The 19,419-nt window shown below is 59.7% G+C and carries 13 protein-coding genes; 3 read left to right on the top strand and 10 right to left on the bottom strand.

The window, feature by feature from the left end; translation table 11 throughout:
- Positions 1-82 precede the first annotated feature (82 nt).
- The 3 genes from ASG35_RS00425 to ASG35_RS00415 all read right to left on the bottom strand — a co-directional run bounded on the left by ASG35_RS00425 (position 83) and on the right by ASG35_RS00415 (position 4,707).
- Complete coding sequence (locus ASG35_RS00425) at positions 83-1,105, bottom strand: histone deacetylase family protein (RefSeq protein WP_056352814.1); 1,023 nt, start codon at positions 1,103-1,105, stop codon at positions 83-85.
- Positions 1,106-1,121: 16 nt separating this feature from the next.
- A complete protein-coding gene (locus tag ASG35_RS00420) occupies positions 1,122-2,366 on the bottom strand; it encodes a Zn-dependent hydrolase (RefSeq protein WP_056351486.1) in 1,245 nt (414 codons plus the stop codon).
- A 1,030-nt stretch (positions 2,367-3,396) separates the two neighbouring features.
- Positions 3,397-4,707, bottom strand: a complete 1,311-nt coding sequence (locus ASG35_RS00415; protein ID WP_056352812.1) for an MFS transporter — start codon at positions 4,705-4,707, stop codon at positions 3,397-3,399.
- Positions 4,708-4,841: 134 nt separating this feature from the next.
- On the opposite strand from ASG35_RS00415, the gene ASG35_RS00410 reads away from it, so the two are divergent.
- From ASG35_RS00410 to ASG35_RS00400, 3 genes are all read left to right on the top strand, one after another.
- The gene (locus ASG35_RS00410; protein ID WP_056351485.1) at positions 4,842-5,810 is read left to right on the top strand and encodes a LysR family transcriptional regulator; all 969 of its coding nucleotides are present in this window, start codon (positions 4,842-4,844) and stop codon (positions 5,808-5,810) included.
- 89 nt (positions 5,811-5,899) lie between these two features.
- Positions 5,900-7,528 (top strand): D-alanyl-D-alanine carboxypeptidase/D-alanyl-D-alanine endopeptidase, encoded by a 1,629-nt coding sequence (gene dacB / locus ASG35_RS00405; RefSeq protein ID WP_235527414.1) that lies wholly within the window; start codon positions 5,900-5,902, stop codon positions 7,526-7,528.
- Positions 7,529-7,703: 175 nt separating this feature from the next.
- Complete coding sequence (locus ASG35_RS00400; RefSeq protein ID WP_056352806.1) at positions 7,704-8,891, top strand: SGNH/GDSL hydrolase family protein; 1,188 nt, start codon at positions 7,704-7,706, stop codon at positions 8,889-8,891.
- An 82-nt stretch (positions 8,892-8,973) separates the two neighbouring features.
- Here the strand turns inward: ASG35_RS00400 and ASG35_RS00395 are convergent, their stop codons facing one another.
- The 7 genes from ASG35_RS00395 to ASG35_RS00365 form a co-directional block, all read right to left on the bottom strand.
- Positions 8,974-10,470, bottom strand: coding sequence for an ATP-binding protein (locus tag ASG35_RS00395; protein ID WP_056351481.1), 1,497 nt, complete (start codon positions 10,468-10,470; stop codon positions 8,974-8,976).
- 192 nt (positions 10,471-10,662) lie between these two features.
- The gene (locus ASG35_RS00390) at positions 10,663-11,685 is read right to left on the bottom strand and encodes an L-threonylcarbamoyladenylate synthase (RefSeq protein WP_056351478.1); all 1,023 of its coding nucleotides are present in this window, start codon (positions 11,683-11,685) and stop codon (positions 10,663-10,665) included.
- 4 nt (positions 11,686-11,689) lie between these two features.
- On the bottom strand, positions 11,690-12,877 hold the full coding sequence (locus ASG35_RS00385) for a 5-(carboxyamino)imidazole ribonucleotide synthase (RefSeq protein WP_056351475.1): 1,188 nt from the start codon (positions 12,875-12,877) through the stop codon (positions 11,690-11,692).
- Positions 12,878-12,924: 47 nt separating this feature from the next.
- On the bottom strand, positions 12,925-13,440 hold the full coding sequence (gene purE / locus ASG35_RS00380; RefSeq protein WP_056351472.1) for a 5-(carboxyamino)imidazole ribonucleotide mutase: 516 nt from the start codon (positions 13,438-13,440) through the stop codon (positions 12,925-12,927).
- A gap of 57 nt (positions 13,441-13,497) precedes the next feature.
- Complete coding sequence (locus ASG35_RS00375) at positions 13,498-14,400, bottom strand: phosphoribosylaminoimidazolesuccinocarboxamide synthase (RefSeq protein ID WP_056352804.1); 903 nt, start codon at positions 14,398-14,400, stop codon at positions 13,498-13,500.
- Between the two features lie 1,509 nt (positions 14,401-15,909).
- Positions 15,910-17,346 carry a pyruvate kinase gene (gene pyk / locus ASG35_RS00370; RefSeq protein ID WP_056352802.1) on the bottom strand — a complete coding sequence of 479 codons (1,437 nt, stop codon included), beginning with the start codon at positions 17,344-17,346 and terminating at the stop codon, positions 15,910-15,912.
- 484 nt (positions 17,347-17,830) lie between these two features.
- Positions 17,831-19,021, bottom strand: a complete 1,191-nt coding sequence (locus tag ASG35_RS00365) for a phosphoglycerate kinase (protein ID WP_056351469.1) — start codon at positions 19,019-19,021, stop codon at positions 17,831-17,833.
- Positions 19,022-19,419: the final 398 nt, after the last annotated feature.

Genomic DNA, 19,419 nt, shown 5'->3' with positions numbered 1-19,419 from the left:
GCGGGGCTTAAACGGGGCTTAAGCGTGTTGAAAGACGTGGGCGGTGTTCGATTGCGACGATTTTGAACATCAACCGCCCGCATTAACGACCGCTGCTGAATCCTTCGAAAAAGGCTCGCGCATTCGCTTCGAGCGTATCGATGTGATATCCGCCTTCCTGTACGATCAGCGTTGGCAGCTTCAACGCGCCAATAGTCGCGCCCAGTTTGCCGAAACCGTCGGTCGTGACGGCGACCATCGCTTGCGGATCGTCCTTGTAGATGTCGAAGCCCAGCGCCAACACGAGCGCGTCGGGTTTGAACTGGTCGAGCGCGTCTTTGGCCAGATTCAGATTATTGAAGAAAACCTCTTCCGCTGAATCGTGCGGCATCGGCAGATTGAGGTTGTAGCCCGCGCCTTCTCCGGTTCCGCGTTCGTCATCGAAACCCGCTACCGCCGGGTAGAAGTTCGTCGGATCGCCATGAATCGATACATACAGCACGTCGCCGCGCTCGTAGAAAATTTCCTGGATGCCTTGGCCGTGGTGCATGTCGGTATCGAGGACGGCGACGCGGCCGTACTTCGCGCGCAACGCCTGCGCCGCAATCGCCGCATTGTTCAGATAGCAGAAACCGCCCGCGGCTTCGGCGCGTGCATGATGGCCCGGCGGACGGCAGAGTGCATAGGCTTCACGTTCGCCATTGATGATCGCGTTTGCGCCGGCCAACGCGCTTTGCGCCGACCAGTACGCCGATTCGTAGGTATCGGCGCCGATGGGGCAACTGCCATCGGCGAGATAACGCGCGGCTTGTCCAAGCACGCCACGCAGCGGATTGTTTTCGCGCACGTAGATGTTCGACATCACCTCGTCGCCCCATTCGGCGGGCACCTTTTTCCACTCGCGATGCGCCTCTTCAAGAAAGCGCAAATACTTTTCGCCATGCACGGCGGCGAGCGGGGCTGATCCGAAATCGGCGGGTTCGCGGACATCGAAACCGAGGTTCTTCGATGCTTCGACCAGACGCAGCGCACGCTCCGGAATCTCTTGCGGCGTGCGCATCTGGCCGCGCGAAAGATACGAACGCGGATGATGTTTCAGTTGCGACGGATGGAAGTATGTCTGCATTTTCCGTGTTCCTTTTTTATGCGTCCACGGCCACGCCGACGACCGCGCGCGCCAGGACCGCATTGATCAAGGCATTCGCGCCGCACGTGACGTCTTCGGGGAGCGCGTCTTCGGCTTCGTTGTGCGAGAGGCCATCCTTGCACGGGATGAAAACCATCGCCGTGGGGACGTGGCGCGCGAGGTGAATGGCGTCGTGGCCTGCGCCGCTGACGATGCGTTCGTATGTGTAGCCAAGTGCTTTGGCCGCGTCTTCGACCATGGTTATGCAAGTTGTATCGAAGGGCGTTGCGGGGCTTTTCCAGTACGTCGATATTTCTGTGTGCACGTCGCGGTGTTCCGCTATCTGCTCGAATGCTTCGCGCACTTCGTGTTCCATCGCGTCGATTTTGCTGTCGTCGGGATGACGCAGGTCCACGGTGAAAACGACGCGTCCCGCGATTGTGTTACGCGATGAATTCGGCACATCCACTTGTCCGATCGTTACCAGACCGTGCGGCGCGAAACGCCGCGAAATGGCTTCGAGTTCCAGCGCCATTTCGGCGCTCGCGAACAGCGCGTCTTTTCTGTACGGCATGGGCGTGGTGCCCGCGTGCGCGGCGATGCCGGTCACTTCAACGTCGAGCCAGCGGATCGCCTGGCCGCCGGTGACGACGCCTATGCGGTTGCCGTGGCTTTCGAGGATCGGGCCTTGTTCGATGTGCGCTTCGAAATACGCATCGACATGTGTCAGGCCGCTGTTGCGCGTGCCGGCGTAGCCGCTTTGTTGCAGTGCTTCTTGCAATGAGATGTCTTGCGCGTCCTTTGTTTCCAGCGCGGCTTTCAGCGGCGTTGCGCCTGTGAAGACGGCCGAGCCGAGCATTGCGGGTGTGAAGCGTGCGCCTTCTTCGTTTGTCCAGGAGACAATTTCGATAGGCTTTTCGGTTGTTATGTTGTGGTCGTTCAGGGTTCGCACGACTTCCAGCGCGGCGAGCACGCCGTAGACGCCGTCGAAGCGTCCGCCCTCGGGTTGGGTATCGAGGTGACTGCCGATCAGTACGACTTTTGCGTTTTGCTGGATGCCTTCGCGGCGGGCGAAGAGATTGCCGATTTCATCGATGTGGATAGTCATGTCCGCTTCGTTGCACCATTTGGTGAATTGGTCGCGGCCGCGGATGTCGTCGGTGGATAACGCCAGGCGGCGTACTCCGCCTTTTGGTGTTGCTCCGATTTTTGCCATTTCCATCAGGCTCGCCCATAGGCGGGGGCCGTTGGTTTTTATCATGCTTGCGCTCCGGGAGTTTGGCTTGCGCCAGGTTGCAATTGGTTTGTGATTGGTGCGGTGTTGGTGTTTTTTGGGTTATGGGGCGGTCAGACTTGGTGGTTTTTTTGTTGCTAGTGGCCACCGGTCTTGGCGGGCTTCATTTCACAAGATTTGACGCTGGCGCTCGGATGGTTGTTTTGTAGCGGTCAAGGTTGATGCTGGGTTGTTGCTGCTTAGGTCTTAGCGGGTTTCGTGTTATTCGTTCTCTTTATCACTGTTAGCCACTGTCCGTGGCGGGACTTCATTTCTTTGTCCAACGGCGACAAAGAAACGAAGCAAAGAAAACGCCTCTCCACCGCTAATTCTTAAGTGGCGGGACTTCATTTCTTTGTCCAACGGCGACAAAGAAACGAAGCAAAGAAAACGCCTCTCCACCGCTAATTCTTAAGTGTCCACAGCGTGCAGTGACAACTGCGTGGCACGCAAGAAGCACCCTCAGCGCATAACCGCGTCCTGTTGAAACCCTCCCCCTCCGCTCACGGATACCCACACGCTTCGCCACCAGTGTGGGAATCCACTAACCAGGCCTCCGCGCTACGCGCGCTGGCGCCCAAACACAACAGATGGCGGTATTGACGGAGAAGTCTGCGGTTCAAGCTGCTTTGGACCTGTTATGAGCCTGGTCCGTTGTTATGTCTGTGACGGATTTCCGTATTAACGGATTCCGACACTGGCGGCGAAGCGTGTGGGTATCCGCGAACGGAGCGGGAGGGTTTCAGGAGGACGTGGTTATGCGCTGAGGGTGCTTCTTGCGTGCCACCCAGTTGTCGCTGCACGCTGTGGACACTTAAGAATTAGCGGTTGGGAGGCGTTTTCTTTGCTTCGTTTCTTTGTCGCCGTTAGACAAAGAAATGAAGTCCCGCCACGGACAGTGGCTAACAGTGATAAGAAGAACGGTTAAGACAGAACCCGCTAAGACCTAAGCAGCAACAACCCGGCATCAACCCAGACCAACCAATCACCCCAGACTACCCCCGCCCCCGCCCCCTCCCTATCCCACAGCAACTCCCTCCGCCGCATCGGCGCGCCGACTTTTCAACGAATCGAGTGCAACGATGCATATCAACGAAACCCCTGCCAGGCACGTATAAAACACCGCCAACGGCCACCATTGCCCGATGAATTTATGCGCCAGCCAGGTCCCCACCAACGGTGTCAGCCCCCCGGCAATAGCCCCACAAACCTGATACGAGAGAGAAATCGCCGAATACCGCACCCGCACGGGAAACACACCACTCATAAATCCCGCAATCACCGAATAAAAACTCGCCATACACACCACCGCAATCGCAATTCCGATAACCATCGAAACAATATTGCCGGTCTGCACAAGAATAAACATCGGATACGGCGAAACCATCGCGCATAACGCCGACAACTTGAGGAACCGCGCCCCGCCAATTTTTTCAGCCAACCACGCGGCCAACGGCTGTATCAAAAACTGAATGATCGCGACGACAAACAGGCAATCGAGAATCAGCGACTTCGTCACGCCCACGTACTGCGTCGTGTACGAAATCATGAACGTGTTCGTGAAATACACACCGGCAATCCCAATCGTATTCGCGCCGATACAAAACGCCACCAGCGCCCCCGACGTACGAAACACCTCCGCAATCGGCAACTCCACAGTGCGCTTCTGCAACTTCTCGCGCTCGAACTCCGGCGATTCGTTCACGCCCATCCGGATCAGAATGCCCACCACGAGCAGCACCGCGCTGATCAAGAACGGCAAACGCCAGCCATACGTAATGAAGTCTGCATGCGGCATGGAAGTCACTGTGCGGAACGCAATCAGCGACAAGATCAACCCGGCCGGACTGCCCAGTTGTGCGAACGATGCAAAAAACGTCCGTCGTCCAGTCGGCGCATGTTCGGCCGCCATCAACACCGCGCCGCCCCATTCGCCACCCACCGCAATGCCCTGCACCACGCGAAGCAGCACGAGCAGCACCGGCGCCAGCACGCCGACCTTCGCGTAAGACGGCAACAATCCAACGCACACGGTCGCCACGCCCATCATCATCAACGTGGTCATCAGCGCTTTCTTGCGGCCGATCTTGTCGCCCAGATGCCCGAAGATCACGCCGCCCAATGGCCGCGCGAAGAAGCCGACAGCGAATGTCGCGAACGACGCCATGGTGCTGATGAACGGATCGTGCGACGGAAAATACAGCTCGCCGAACACGAGCGCGGCGGCCATGGCGTAGATGTAGAAGTCATACCACTCGATCATCGTGCCGATAAAAGCGGCGGTCGCCGCGCGCACGGGCTGGCGGCCTGAACTGGATGCTGGTGTCAAGGTGGCTCCTGGATTCGCAGTTTTTCCGCGTTGTATAAGCGTTTTATCGCCAGCCATAAAACATAAGTCCAATTTCGATTTATTATTCGCGATATAAATCTGGCTAATGTTCAGGTTAATACTTAGGGGTTTCGATGACTCGACGCCGGGCGGATATCGCGCGCTTTCTCAACGACCGGCTCGACTGGAACCTGCTGCGCACATTCCTGGTGATCATGCAGGAGCGCAGCGTGAGCCGGGCCGCTGCACGGCTGCATCTGACGCAACCGGCGGTGAGCCAGGCGTTGAAACGCCTGGAAGACACGCTCGAGCGCACGCTAATCCAGCGTCGCGGGCCGCACTTCGAACCCACGCATGCAGGCGAAGAGGTGTACAGGATTGCCAGCGATATCTACGGGCAAATGTCGCGGCTCGAAACCGAACTCGATGACCGCACCGACGACATCACCGGTTCCATTCGCCTCTTGACGGTGAGCCGTATCGATTCAGGCGTCTACGACGAGTTTCTCGGCGAATTCCATCGGACGTATCCGCGTATCGATTTGCATATCGAAGTGATGCGCTCGTCCGACATCATTTCGTCGCTGCTGCAAAAAACCGCAACGGCAGGACTCGGACTTTGCCGCACACCCGTCGATAAACTCGAGCAACGCTGTTTCCTGCGCCAGCGATACGCCATTTTTTGCGGCCGGCATCATCGGCTATTTGGGCGGCACGGCTTGTCGATGAACGATCTGCTCGCCGAAAACTTCGTGTCCTTCACGAGCGACCAGATTGGCGACAGCTTGTCGCCGCTGACCGTGTTTCGCGACCAGCGCGGCTTCACGGGGCGGATCGTGGCGGCGTCGCCAAGTCTGGATGAAGTGCGGCGGCTGATCTTCGCGGGGTACGGGATTGGCTGCCTGCCCGAGCACATCGTGCGCGATGACCTCGCGCAGCAACGTCTTTGGCGCCTGCCGCCGGACGAAGGTCTGGCCGATGTCGATATCGATTTGCTGTGGCACAGCGGCCGCAAGATGAACGCGGCGGAACAGGCCTTTCTGGACGGCATGGAGCGCACGATGCAGCGTTATGCGTTGCCCGAACGGCTCGCCCCGCGATGAACCGAAAGCCGCGGAATTAACAATCGTAAACGCGAGCGCCACTACAATACCCGCACCTTGCAAACCGCGGCAACACACGATCCGAACACATGTATAGAGCACTATCGAAGAATATAAGAACGCCTTTCGGCAAACGTTGGCGCAATGTCACGGCGTTGGCCGTGATTGTATCGGCGCTTGGCGCGAGCCTGAGCTTGCCCGCCGAGGCTCGCAGTGGCGGCGGCACGAAAGCGGAATCGCAGAAGCAAACGGTCAAGAACACGAAGGCCGTTAAAACCACCAAGGCCGAGAAAGCCGCCAGGAAAAACAACTTCCAGCGCGTCGCGGTGCCGGCCGGTCCGCTGCCGCCCACGGTCATGGCCGCGCTCGCACGCGCGCACGTGCCGCTTTCGTCGATGAGCGTGGTGGTCGAGCGCATCGGCAGCGCCGGCGTGCCGCTCGTCGCGATCAACGCCAACGTGCCGATGATGCCCGCGTCCACCATGAAGCTGGTCACGACCTACTCGGGCTTGTCGCTGCTCGGGCCGGACTATCGCTGGAAAACGACGGCCTATGCCGACGGCGAGGTCGATGCAAACGGCATCCTCAACGGCAATCTCTATATTCAGGGCACGGGCGATCCCAAGCTCGTGCCGGAAGAACTGATCGACCTCGTGGACCAGATCCGCCGCAACGGCATTTCGGGCATCGACGGCGCGCTGGTCCTGGACAAGCGTTACTTCGATCCCTCCACGCGCGACCTCCCCGCCTTCGATTCCGATGAAACCGCGCCCTACAACGTCGGCCCCGACCCGCTGCTCTACGCGTTCAAGTCGCTTTCGTTCACGTTGACGCCGAATCCGGAAGGCGGCGTTTCCATCGATGTATTGCCGCAACTCGCGCAGCTTCAAATCGATAACGAACTGCGCGTGACGCGCGGCGCGTGCACGGGAACGCTGCCGGCGGCGTCGCCGAGCGTGGCGCAAACCGCCGGCGGTTTCGTGCAGGCATCGTTTATTGGCGACTATCCGCTGCGCTGCGGTTCGCGCACGATCAACGTCGCCGCGCTCGACCACTCCACGTTCTTCGCAGGCGGTTTCCTCGCGTTGTGGAAACAGGCTGGCGGCACGTTTGCCGGCGTCACGCGCGAAGGTCCGACGCCTTCGAGCGCTCGGCTTGTGGGGACGCATCGAAGCCCGGTGTTGTCGGATATCGTTCGCGATATCAACAAGTTCAGCAACAACGTGATGGCGCGTAATTTGTTCCTGACCATTGGCGCCGCAACCGGAAAACCGCCGGCGACGACGCAGAAATCGGCGGCAGCAATTACGGCGTTCCTGCATCGAAGCGCGCTGCCCATGTCAGGGCTTTATCTTGACAATGGCTCGGGCTTGTCGCGCGAAGAACACATCACGGCGCAATCCCTTGCCGACATGCTGACGGCGGCCAACTCGAGTCCGGTCGCGCAAGTCTTTACGGAATCGCTGCCGATAGCCGGCGTGGACGGCACCATGCGCAACCGCCTGACGAACGCGGGCGCGCTCGGAAACGCGCACATCAAGACGGGCACGTTGCGGGACGTCCGCGCCATCGCGGGATATGTGGGCGCGGCGAACGGCGAGAGCTACGTGGTGGTGAGCTTTATCAACGACCCTCGCGCGGAAGCTGCGCGCGCCGCGCATGACGCGCTGCTCGAATGGGTCTATGAAGGCGCACGCCGCACGGGATCGATGGATTAAGGACAAACGTAAAACTCACTCCGGCGACGCGCACAAGCACAGGGAAACCCTCGTAGGAAACATCTCAATTTATCTCAAAAGATTCGGTAAGCTATCGCCACGCAAGCCGGCAGCCATCTCGAAGCGGCATGCAGACCACAAGACCAGCTAAACGAGGAACGAGGAGATGACGCCGATGAAACCCGCCAAGACCATTCCCGCCGCGCGCCAGGCTTACTGGCTGCGCGCCGTCCAGACCGCGATGGCGTGCGCGGCGATCGCCACTTTGGCCGCGTGCGGCGGCGGCGATGACAACAATGACAACACGCCCGCGGGCGGCGTGAAGCTACAGGTCGTGTCGTTCGGCGACAGCCTGTCCGATGTCGGCACCTATGCGCCCGTTGCCACGGCCAACTTCGGCGGCGGACGCTTCACCACAAATCCGGGCCAGGTCTGGACGCAAAACGTCGCGCAGTATTACGGGGATACGCTCGCGGCCGCGAACACCGGCGGCTTCGGCGTGCCGCTCCAGGCGGCAAGCGGATTCGGCTACGCGCAAGGCGGTTCGCGCGTGACATTGCAGCCGGGCGTCGGCCACGCGACGCCGGGAACGGCGAACGCAGACTTCTCGCAAGCCACGACGATTCCCGTCAACGATCAGGTTTCGCAGTACATCGCGTCGCATGGGACGTTCAACGCCAATCAGCTCGTGCTGGTGAACGGCGGCGCCAACGACATCTTCTATAACCTGACCGTCGCTCAGGCCACGGCTGCCGGAATTCAGGCGCAGGTCGCGGCGGGAACGATCACGCCGGCGCAGGCCGCAACGGCGGGCGCCGCAGCCACGACCGCCGCCACGACGGCGATCAGCCAGGCGGCTATCGACCTGGCAACGGTTGTCGGCCGCGTGGTTCAGGCGGGCGCGACGCACGTGCTGGTATCGAACGTTCCGGACATTGGCGGATCGCCGCAAGGGCTCGCCAGCGCGGATAAAGGCGCGACGTTGTCGCAAGTCACGCAGCTTTTCAACGGCACGCTGCAAGGCGCGCTGCAGAAGGCCGGGCTGTTGTCGAAGGTGATTTACGTCGATGCCTACGCGTGGATCGACGGCGTTCAGGCCAACTATCAGTCGAACGGATTTTCGGTATCGAATACGGGCACGGCTTGTAATCTCTCCGCGATGATCGCCGCCGCGACCAAGGCGGGCCAGCCGAACCCGACGGCGTTCGGCACCTCGCTGTTCTGCTCGCCGCAGACGTACACGGTGGCCAACGCCGACCAGACCTACATGTACGCGGATACGGTGCATCCGACTACGCATCTGCACGCGCTGTTTTCGACGTTCGTTGAACAGCAGATCGCGAAAGCGGGATTAGGGAAATAAACTTCGTTTGAAGCGGTGGAAATGCGAAACGCCCGGTTCTTTCGAGACCGGGCGTTTTGATTTGGCTGGGGACGTGCATGAATCAGAACAGCGCCGCGTACCACGTCAGGTCTCGACACAGGTAGCCTTTCGCGGAAAGAATTTGATTCTCTGACTCTGTGAATTCGGGTGCGAACAGCGTCTTCTCGATTGCCCATTCGTTGACTCTCCGACCTTCTTTCGTAGAGAGGAATCGTTCGACGTGGGTATCGAATTTCGTGAGCGCTGCTCCGTCGTGCGCGGTTGCGTTGCGCTTGCACGAGCCGAAACGGACGCGCCGGTTGTCCGCATCGATCGCAACGATATCGATTTCAATATCGTTGTCCACATTGCGAGCACGATTCCAGAAACCGAGTTCGATAGACGTCAGAGAGAAGTCGCCAACGTCTTTCCTCGAACATTCGACATGTAACTGTCGGATCAGCTTTTCGAAGGCGAACCCTTCGTGCACAAAACAGCGCGGCATTGCTCGCTCGATCGCTTTGGAAAGTGGGCGCATACGAGAGGTATCGCGCGCTGGCTTGACCACGGACAGCCAAGCTTGCAGGAAGTTGTCGGTTACATAGTACCGGGCGTTGCGGCTGCTACTTTCGGAAAACACGGGCTGTCGCTTATCGACCATCTGGTAGTTCTCGACAAGTCGTTTGATATGAGTGCCCAACGGAGTCGTGTCATCTTCCCGGTTCACGGCTGCGACTACGTCGCCATTGCTACAGCCGGGGTTTTCGGCGAGAAAATTCAAGATTGACAACATCTTTCCCTTCACCTCACGCAGGAAAGAAGTATCCGCTTCCTCAGCCAGCGGACTACCTTCTTTCAAGAACATTCGCTCCATGAGCACTTGAGCAAAATCTTTGCGTGATACCGAAAAAAGCCCTTGGTCGAATGCATCTCGATAGAACTTCGGTACGCCCTCAAAAAAACTCCATAACGTCAGCCACTGATACGGATCATTGATGTCATGCGCGCGATAAACCGACGTCAAGTCTTCAAAGTCCCAATGCAACAGCTCGATTGTGGCAGTCAAGCGTCCGAAAAGCGGTGCGCCTTTGTCATCGAGCAGCGCGCTCATTTCGGATTGAAGCGAACCAAGAACAAACAAGCCGCCGCGGTCCGTTTCGCGAAGACGGTCCACTTGTTCCTGCAAGAAGGAGTTGAAAGGCCGAAGTTTGGTTGCTGTGAAGTACTGAAATTCGTCCAGCACCACGACAAGTCCTTCCCTGCACAGACTGCCGATTGCGGATGCCATTGTGCTGAAATCGACTACCGAATCCGCTAGATCGTTTGCAAAAGCGGACTCGCAGTCACTAAGCGTGCGACGGAAGCTGGCAGCGACGTCGCGCTCGTCCGAATCGGGAATCTGCATGTAGACCATGCGCGCAAGCAGCGTTTCATCCGATTTGGACAGCTCGCGCAAAAGCGATGTTTTCCCAATGCGCCGTCTGCCTTGAATTCGGCAGAAGAACCAAGCTGGTCCGTGAACGAGCTTGTCGAGGGTTTCCAGTGTGCCCATACGACCGTAGAAAGACCATGTAGCCATGTGGATCCAGTTAAGATACTTTTTTGTATCTTAACTCTTATGGTCCGCTAAGTCTCTGATTTTTATCATTTACTTCTGTAATTTCAGTTGAAAAAAACCGATAATTGTTTGAATTTGGAGCAAAAATTGACTGACTATGGTCTAGATACTTTTTTATGTCTCAGTCATCTCAGAGACCTGCTTGCGTCCAGCTCACTCCTGCTCTTCAAACGCCGCCGCCGCCCTTCCCAGCCGGTCATTCACCGCGCTCCATTCCGCCGATACCGGCAGCGTCTCGATCAGAATCCGCTCCACATCCTCACGATCCAGCTTGCGCAGCAAGCCGTACAACTCGCGCGCGTAGCCTTGCGGATCGTCGGGCGCCGCGATGAAACGCACGTTCGGCGCATCCGCCCATTTCCCCGCGCTCGATGCACGCGCAACCAGCGCCAGCTTTTTATCGGCGTTCGATGGATGCGCTTCGAGCAACGGTTCGAGCGCATCGAACGGCAGCAAACGCAGCGGCGTGCGCGGCGCGTAATGCGCCTTCAGCGTACCTGATGCGCGTGGCGCGGTGGCATCGGTGCCGTCGGGCAGACGCGGCATGACGCCGAGAATGTCCGCAATTTCAGCGGGACTGACGTGCCCCGGCCGCAGCAATGCCGGAAAGCCCCGCGATAAATCCAGGATCGTCGATTCGATGCCAACCTTCGCCGCGCCGCCGTCGAGCACATGGACGCTCGTGCCAAATTCATCGCGTACATGCTGCGCGGTGGTCGGGCTGACATGCCCGAACCGGTTCGCCGATGGCCCCGCCACGCCGCCATGACCGTCGCGTAAGGTACTGAATGCGGTGAGCAAAGCTTGCGCGACCGGATGCGACGGGCAGCGTATCGCGACCGAATCCTGTCCGCCGCTCACGGCCGCGGGCACGTGCGACGCGCGCTTCAGAATCAGCGTGAGCGGTCCGGGCCAGAAGGCATCAATGAGTTTTTGCGCATCCGGCGTAAGCGTCTCGACCCAGTAATCAGGATCGCCACCGGGTGCGAGATGCACGATCACCGGATGATTCGATGGCCGTCCCTTCGCCGCGTAGATCCGCGCGATCGCTTCCGGGTTCTCCGCGTCGCCGCCGAGTCCGTAGACCGTTTCGGTCGGAAACGCGACCAGATGGCCGGCGTCGAGCAACGCGGCGGCTTCCGTGATTTGCGCGACGCTGGGTGCTTCGAAGGTCATAACGTCAGTCCAGCGCGATGTGCAGCAGACGGGCGCAATCGCGCGCCGCCGTGCGCACTTCTTCGAGCGTAACCGCCGTGAAATTCACGTGGCCCATCTTGCGGCCCGGGCGCGCTTCTTCCTTGCCGTACAGATGCAAACGCGCGGTCGGCATGGCAATCACCTCGTGCCATGGCGGGATATGCGCTTTTGCGCCATCGAACCAGACATCGCCGAGAATGTTGAGCATGGCGGCCGGCGAATGCTGGCGCGTATCGCCGAGCGGCATGCCGGTCATCGCGCGCACTTGCTGCTCGAACTGGCTGGTGGCGCAGGCGTCCACCGTGTAATGGCCGGAATTGTGCGGACGCGGCGCCATCTCGTTGGCGATCAGCGTGCCATCGTCGAGGATGAAAAACTCCACGCACAACACGCCGACGTAATCCAGCTTGGCGGCAATCGTGAGCGCCGCGTCCTGCGCCTGGGCGACGAGCGCGTCAGTTGCATCGGGCGCGGGCACGACGGTTTTCGCGAGAATCCCGCCAACGTGCTGGTTTTGTGCGAGTGGGAACACGGCCGATTTGCCATCGCCCGAACGCGCGATCAGCACCGACACTTCAAATTTCAACGGCATGCGTTTTTCGAGCACGCACGGCACGCCGGCCAGCGATCCGTACGCGGTCCGCACTTCATCGACGTTGCGCACGCTCGTCTGGCCCTTGCCGTCATAGCCGAGACGCGCCGTTTTCAGAATCCCCGGCAGCACGGCGGCGATCTGCTCATCGCTTAACGCGGCAAGCGCTTCCGGCGACTCGATCACCACATGCGGCGCCACGGGCACGCCCGCGCTCGCGATAAACCGCTTCTCCGCCACGCGATCCTGCGCGATCGCCACGCATCGGCCGGCCGGGCTGACGAACGTGGTCTTCGCCAGGAAATCGAGGCTCGCGGACGGCACGTTCTCGAATTCCGTCGATACCGCCGCGCACAAGCGCGCGAGTTCCGTCAGCGCCGTTTCGTCGTCGTAGGCGGCGCGGATGTGTTTATCAGCGACGGAACCGGCCGGGCTCGTCTCGTCCGGATCGAGCACCGCCACGCGATAGCCCATGGATTGCGCGGCGAAACAGAACATGCGGCCGAGCTGGCCGCCGCCGACCATGCCGAGCCATGCGCCCGGCTGAATAGGAGAACTGGGTTGGGTGTGTGCGTTCATCGTGTGAGGTCGGTCAGCCGGAAGTGAAGCCGTTTGAGCTGCTGGATTTAAAGCGGCGGGAGGACCATTGCGTGCGCTGCGTCGTTCTGCCGGGCGCGAAAAGCGGCGAGTTTTTCGGCGTAGGCGCTTTGCGTCACCGCAAGGATCGATACCGCGAACAACGCCGCATTCGCCGCGCCCGCCTCGCCGATGGCAAACGTCGCGACCGGCACGCCCTTGGGCATCTGGACGATCGAATGCAACGAATCCACGCCCTTCAGATATTTGCTCGATACCGGCACGCCCAGCACCGGCACCGTGGTCTTGGCGGCGAGCATGCCCGGCAAATGCGCCGCGCCGCCCGCCCCCGCGATGATCGCCGCGAGCCCGCGCGAGCGAGCGCTTTCGGCGTAGGCGAACATCTCGTCGGGCATGCGATGCGCGGACACGACCTTCGCCTCGTACGGCACGCCGAAGTCCTGCAGGATCGCGACGGCATTTTTCATCACGTCCCAGTCGGAACTGGAACCCATCAACACGCCGATCAACGGTGCGTCATGCGTGTGGGCCTGGACTTCGCTCATCGTGCTGCATTCCTGTGGTTTGGGTCTGTGCTTGATTGTGCTCGATTGGGCGCGGCGTTATGCCAGCGACTGGCCGGTCAGACGCTGCAACGCCTCTTCGTACTTCTCGGCGGTCTTGGCGATGACATCGTCAGGCAATTTCGGCGCCGGCGGCGTCTTGCCCCACGATTGCGTTTCGAGCCAGTCGCGCACGAATTGTTTATCGAACGATGGCGGGTTCGTGCCCACCTTGTAGCCATCCGCCGGCCAGAAGCGCGACGAATCCGCCGTCAGCACTTCGTCCATCAGGAAGAGTTCGCCGCGGTTGTCGAGCCCGAATTCGAACTTCGTATCCGCGATGATGATGCCGCGCGTCGCCGCGTATTCGGCCGCTTCCTTGTACAGCTTGATGGAGATATCGCGGATGGTCGCCGACAATTCCGTGCCGATCCGGCGTTCCATCTCGTTGTACGTGATGTTTTCGTCGTGATGGCCCATTTCCGCCTTCGCTGCCGGCGTGAAAATCGGCTCGGGCAGTTTTTCCGCGTTCTGCAGGCCTGGCGGCAATTCCACGCCGCATACCGAACCTGTTGCCTGATAGTCCTTCCAGCCGCTGCCGGCCAGATAACCGCGCACCACCGCTTCGACCAGAATGGGCTCGAGGCGCTTCACCACGACGGCGCGGCCGGCGACCTGGGCGGCTTCATCGGCGGAAACCACGGTGGCCGGATCGATGCCCGTATTGTGATTCGGCACGATGTGCTTGAGCTTTTCGAACCAGAAATCGGCCATTTGATTCAGCACGCGGCCCTTGTTCGGGATTGGCTCGCCCATGATCACGTCGAACGCCGAAAGACGGTCGGTCGTCACGATCAGGAGTTTGTCCGTGCCGACGGCGTAATTGTCGCGGACTTTGCCGCGGCCGAGCAGCGGCACCGATTTCAGCGTGGATTCGTACAGCGGGGAATGTTGGGTGGACATCGTCATCTACCGGAAAAGTGCTGCAACGTCGGGCTAGGAGAAAATGATCGGGATACAAACGATAAAACCAACGCGCCGTTCCCCGCGGATGCGAGAACGGCGGGTTGTAGTGGTTGTGGTGGCCGATTTGACGCCATTGTAAACGCGTCTGGGGGGATGTCTTGAATTTAGGTGGGGTGAAACCGTCGGGAAGTTGGTGAGACGGCGATTGGCGCTGGCGCGCGGGAGTTGTGTTCGAGATGCGCCTTCCGTTGGTTGGTCTGGTTTTTGGGTCTTCGGGCGGTTGGTGATGGGTTGATACTTGGTTGCTGCTTTTTAGGGCTTCGCGGGTTCTGTCTTAGCTGACTTGTTTATCACCGTTAGCCACTGTCCGTGGCGGGACTTCATTTCATGAGGTTTTGACGCTGGCGCTCGGATGGTTGTTTCTGGCAGTCGGGGTTAATGCCGGGTTGGTGCTGCTTAGGTCTTCGCGGGTTCTGTCTTCACTGTTCTCTTTTGCACTGTTAGCCACTGTCCGTGGCGGGACTTCATTTCTTTTTCCAACGGCGAAAAAGAAACGAAGCAAAGAAAACGCCTTCCAACCGCTAATTCTTAANGTCCGTGGCGGGACTTCATTTCTTTTTCCAACGGCGAAAAAGAAACGAAGCAAAGAAAACGCCTTCCAACCGCTAATTCTTAAGTGTCCACAGCGTGCGGTTTTAATTGTGTGGCACGCAAGAAGCATCCTCAGCGCATAACCGCGTCCTCCTGAAACCCTCCCGCTCCGTTCGCGGATACCCACACGCTTCGCCGCCAGTGTCGGAATCCGTTAATACGGAAATCCGTCACAGACATAACAACGGACCAGGCTCATAACAGGTCCAAAGCAGCTTGAACCGCAGACTTCTCCGTCAATACCGCCATCTGTTGTGTTTGGGCGCTAGCGCGCGCAGCGCGGAGGCCTGGTTAGTGGATTCCCACACTCGTGGCGAAGCGTGTGGGTATCCGTGAACGGAGGGGGAGGGTTTCAAGTGTTCGGGGTTATGCGCTGAGGGTGCTTCTTGCGTGCCACGCAGTTGTCACTGCACGCTGTGAACACTTAAGAATTAGCGGTGGAGAGGCGTTTTCTTTGCTTCGTTTCTTTGTCGCCGTTGGACAAAGAAATGAAGTCCCGCCACGGACAGTGGCTAATAGNTTAAGAATTAGCGGTGGAGAGGCGTTTTCTTTGCTTCGTTTCTTTGTCGCCGTTGGACAAAGAAATGAAGTCCCGCCACGGACAGTGGCTAATAGTGCAAAAGAAGTCAGCTAAGACAGAACCCGCGAAGGCCTAAAGAGCATCAACCCGGCATCAACCATGACCGCTACGAAGACTAAGCGCCAGCGTCAAAACCTCGTGAAATGAAGTCCTGCCAAGGATAGTGGCTAATAGTGATAAAGAGATCAGCTAGAACCGAACCCGCGAAGGCCCAAGCAGTAGCAACCCAGCACCAACCCCGCCCACTAAAAACCCCTCCCCAAGCGCCAGCGCCCCTAGAACGGATCTCCCACCCGCACAATCTTCATCGCGTTAGTCCCGCCGGCTTGCCCCATCGGTTCCCCGACAGTCAACACCACCATATCACCACGCGCCGCGTAACCCTTCCCCACAACCACCTCAAGCGCCTGCTGAAGCGCAACATCGCGATCGGTGTTCGTATCCAGGTGCAACGAAGTCACATTCCGATAAAGCGCCATAGTGCGCTCACTACCAATCCTCGGCGTCAAGGCAAAAATCGGCACATGCGACCAATGCCGCGACATCCACAGCGCCGTCGCGCCCGACTCCGTCAACGCCACAATCGCCTTCGCCCCAAGGTGATACGCCGTGAACAACGCGCCCATCGCAATCGATTGATCGATGCGCGTGAACGTCCGGTCCAAAAAGTCCTTGTCCAGCTCGCTCTGCTCCGACTTCTCGGCTTCCAGGCAAATCGCCGCCATCGTCTCGATGGTCGTGACCGGATATTTCCCCGCCGCCGTTTCCGCCGACAACATCACCGCATCCGTGCCGTCCAGCACGGCATTCGCCACATCCGATACCTCCGCGCGCGTCGGAACGGGCGCGTGGATCATCGATTCCATCATCTGCGTGGCGGTGATCACGAACTTGTTCGATTCACGCGCCATCCGGATCATGCGCTTTTGCAATGCGGGAACCGCCGCGTTGCCCACTTCCACAGCCAGATCGCCACGGGCGACCATGATGCCGTCGGAGGCATCGAGAATGCCCTGCAAAGCCGGAATGGCTTCCGCGCGCTCGATCTTCGCGATCATCTTCGGCTTGATGCCGTAAGGCGCGCCGGCAATGTTCGCGAGTTGCCGCGCCATTTCCATGTCGGTGGCGTTCTTCGGAAACGATACCGCCACGAAGTCCGCGCCCAGCGACATGGCGGTCTTGATGTCCTCCATGTCCTTCTCGGTCAGCGCCGGCGCAGTCAGTCCGCCGCCCTGCCGGTTGATGCCCTTGTTGTTCGAAAGATCGCCGCCCACTTTCACCGTGGTGTGAATCTCTTCGCCAATCACGCGCACCACGTCGAGCACGATCAGGCCGTCGTTGAGTAACAGCACGTCGCCACTACGCAGGTCGCGTGGCAAGTCCGGATAGTCGAGGCCGACACGCTCGTCGTTGCCGAGTTCGCAACGTGCATCGAGGATGAAGGGGTTGCCCGCAATCAACGTGACCTTGCCGTTCTCGAACTTGCCGACGCGAATCTTCGGGCCTTGCAAGTCGGCCATCAGCGCGACTTCGCGGCCACATTGCTTGGCGGCGTCGCGAACGTATTGCGCGCGCTGACGATGGTCGTCGGCGGTGCCGTGGGAGAAGTTGAAACGGACCACGTCGAGACCGGCCTGGATCATTTGCAACAGGATCTCGGGGGAGCTGGAAGCCGGGCCGATGGTGGCGACAATCTTTGTAGCGCGATGCATGGAATTCCTCGTCTGGGTGGTATCGCCTGAAACAGCGCTGCGAGTACGGTGTGCCGACGGGGATTCAATTGTCTCCGCCTGCGAACGCGCGCCGGATCGTGCCGGCGTCGCTTTGTGATGGCTATTCGATAACTGCCCGGGGCCAGGTATCAGCGACGCGCCATTCGTGCCGCCGATCATGACCACCGTTTCCTTCTTCAACTTCCCACTACGCCGGGCAGGCGCCCGGGCCGCGCGCTTGGGCTTTTCATCGCTCTCGGCCGCGGGCGAAAGCGCGTCCGCATCTGAAGCCGCGCCAGACTCGGCGTCCGCGGACGTGGATGTGGATGTGGATGTGGATGTGGCAAGCGCTTCAACTGCTCGGGCATGGCGGGCCTCTTCGCCCACGCTGCCGTCCACGTCCTCCACCATCTTCTCCGCCAGCTCTTCCACGGCCAATACAGACCGCTCGCTTTCCGACTCCGACGTGGCTTTTGTCATCGGATCAGGCCCGCGATTCGAGCACTTCTACCGCCGGCAAGGTCTTGCCTTCCAGGAACTCGAGGAACGCGCCGCCGCCCGTGGAGATGTACGAAATCTTGTCGTGGATGCCGTACTTCTGGATGGCCGCGAGCGTGTCGCCGCCGCCGGCAATCGAGAACGCCGACGAATTGGCGATGGCGTCCGCCAGCGTCTTCGTGCCATTGCCGAACTGATCGAACTCGAACACGCCGACCGGACCGTTCCATACGATCGTGCCGGCCTTTTCCAATTGCGCGGCGAGCGCCTTGGCGGTGTCCGGACCGATATCGAGGATCAGGTCGTCGTCCTGAACCTGATCGACGGCCTTCGTCTCAGCCTTCGCGGTCGCGGCAAACTCCTTCGCGGTCACGACGTCGCTCGGAATGGGCACCGATGCCCCACGCGCACGCGCTTCGCTGATGATGGTCTTGGCTTCATCGACGAGATCCTTTTCCGCCAGCGACTTGCCGATCTTCAAACCGGAAGCCAGCATGAACGTGTTTGCAATCCCGCCGCCCACGATCAACTGATCCACTTTCTCGGCCAGCGACTTGAGGATGGTGAGTTTCGTGGATACCTTCGATCCCGCCACGATCGCGACCAGCGGGCGCTTCGGCTCGCCGAGCGCCTTGCCGAGTGCATCGAGTTCAGCCGCGAGCAGCGGGCCGGCGCACGCAACCGGCGCGTATTTGGCGATGCCGTGCGTGGTCGCTTCCGCCCGATGCGCCGTGCCGAATGCGTCGTTCACGTAGATATCGCAGAGTTTGGCGAGCTTCTGTGACAGCGCGTCGTCGTTCTTCTTCTCACCTTTGTTGCAGCGGCAGTTTTCAAGCAACACGACGTGTCCCGGCTGAACCTGAACGCCATCGACCCAATCGGCCAGCAACGGCACGTCGCGGCCGAGCAATTCGCCAAGGCGCTTCGCCACCGGCGCCAACGAGTCTTCTGGCTTGAACTGCCCTTCCGTCGGACGGCCGAGGTGCGACGTGACCATCACGGCCGCGCCTGCGGCAAGCGCCTGCTGGATGGCCGGCACCGATGCGCGCACGCGTGTGTCTTCAGTGATGTTGCCCTGATCGTCTTGCGGCACGTTGAGATCGGCGCGGATGAAAACACGTTTGCCGGACACTTTGCCTTCGGCGATCAGATCGGTGAAACGCAGTACTTTCGTCATGGGAGTCAGCGTAGGAGCAGGTGATTGGAAAGCGGTTCGGGCGAATGGATTCTGCGGCCAGAGACGAACAAGGCTTGTCGCTCGCGGGAAACTGCTACGGGGAAATTGATATTGAAGCTGACGTTGCGCGCTGGCGACTATCTGAACAAAACGCGCCGGGGAGAGAGGATAAAGCGAATCGCGCGGCCGCTTGCGCCGCTGACCGATGCGTCAGGACGGCTGAGCGTGACAGCGGAGAACGAAGCGAATGAAGCTGTTGAGCGGTGACTGCCGGATACACGTTCGACCTCTTTCGATACGACAGCAAGAACGCCATTTTAACCGATACCCACCGCCCGCCAACGCTGCAAACGCAAATCCCCGGGATTCGGGAATGCTCACAATGCCATCTGCATCAT

It is taken from the genome of Burkholderia sp. Leaf177 (assembly GCF_001424345.1).
Classification (GTDB): domain Bacteria; phylum Pseudomonadota; class Gammaproteobacteria; order Burkholderiales; family Burkholderiaceae; genus Caballeronia.
The sequence above is the reverse complement of the archived record's forward strand: the minus strand, read 5'-3'. Positions and strand labels throughout refer to the sequence as shown.

Bases quoted from the DNA above. Each gene is read 5' to 3' on its own strand.
- ASG35_RS00425 (WP_056352814.1), bottom strand. From the start codon at position 1,105: ATGCAGACATACTTCCATCCGTCGCAACTGAAACATCATCCGCGTTCG.
- ASG35_RS00420 (WP_056351486.1), bottom strand. From the start codon at position 2,366: ATGATAAAAACCAACGGCCCCCGCCTATGGGCGAGCCTGATGGAAATG.
- ASG35_RS00410 (WP_056351485.1), top strand. From the start codon at position 4,842: ATGACTCGACGCCGGGCGGATATCGCGCGCTTTCTCAACGACCGGCTC.
- dacB (WP_235527414.1), top strand. From the start codon at position 5,900: ATGTATAGAGCACTATCGAAGAATATAAGAACGCCTTTCGGCAAACGT.
- ASG35_RS00400 (WP_056352806.1), top strand. From the start codon at position 7,704: ATGAAACCCGCCAAGACCATTCCCGCCGCGCGCCAGGCTTACTGGCTG.
- ASG35_RS00395 (WP_056351481.1), bottom strand. From the start codon at position 10,470: ATGGCTACATGGTCTTTCTACGGTCGTATGGGCACACTGGAAACCCTC.
- ASG35_RS00390 (WP_056351478.1), bottom strand. From the start codon at position 11,685: ATGACCTTCGAAGCACCCAGCGTCGCGCAAATCACGGAAGCCGCCGCG.
- ASG35_RS00385 (WP_056351475.1), bottom strand. From the start codon at position 12,877: ATGAACGCACACACCCAACCCAGTTCTCCTATTCAGCCGGGCGCATGG.
- purE (WP_056351472.1), bottom strand. From the start codon at position 13,440: ATGAGCGAAGTCCAGGCCCACACGCATGACGCACCGTTGATCGGCGTG.
- ASG35_RS00375 (WP_056352804.1), bottom strand. From the start codon at position 14,400: ATGTCCACCCAACATTCCCCGCTGTACGAATCCACGCTGAAATCGGTG.
- pyk (WP_056352802.1), bottom strand. From the start codon at position 17,346: ATGCATCGCGCTACAAAGATTGTCGCCACCATCGGCCCGGCTTCCAGC.
- ASG35_RS00365 (WP_056351469.1), bottom strand. From the start codon at position 19,021: ATGACGAAAGTACTGCGTTTCACCGATCTGATCGCCGAAGGCAAAGTG.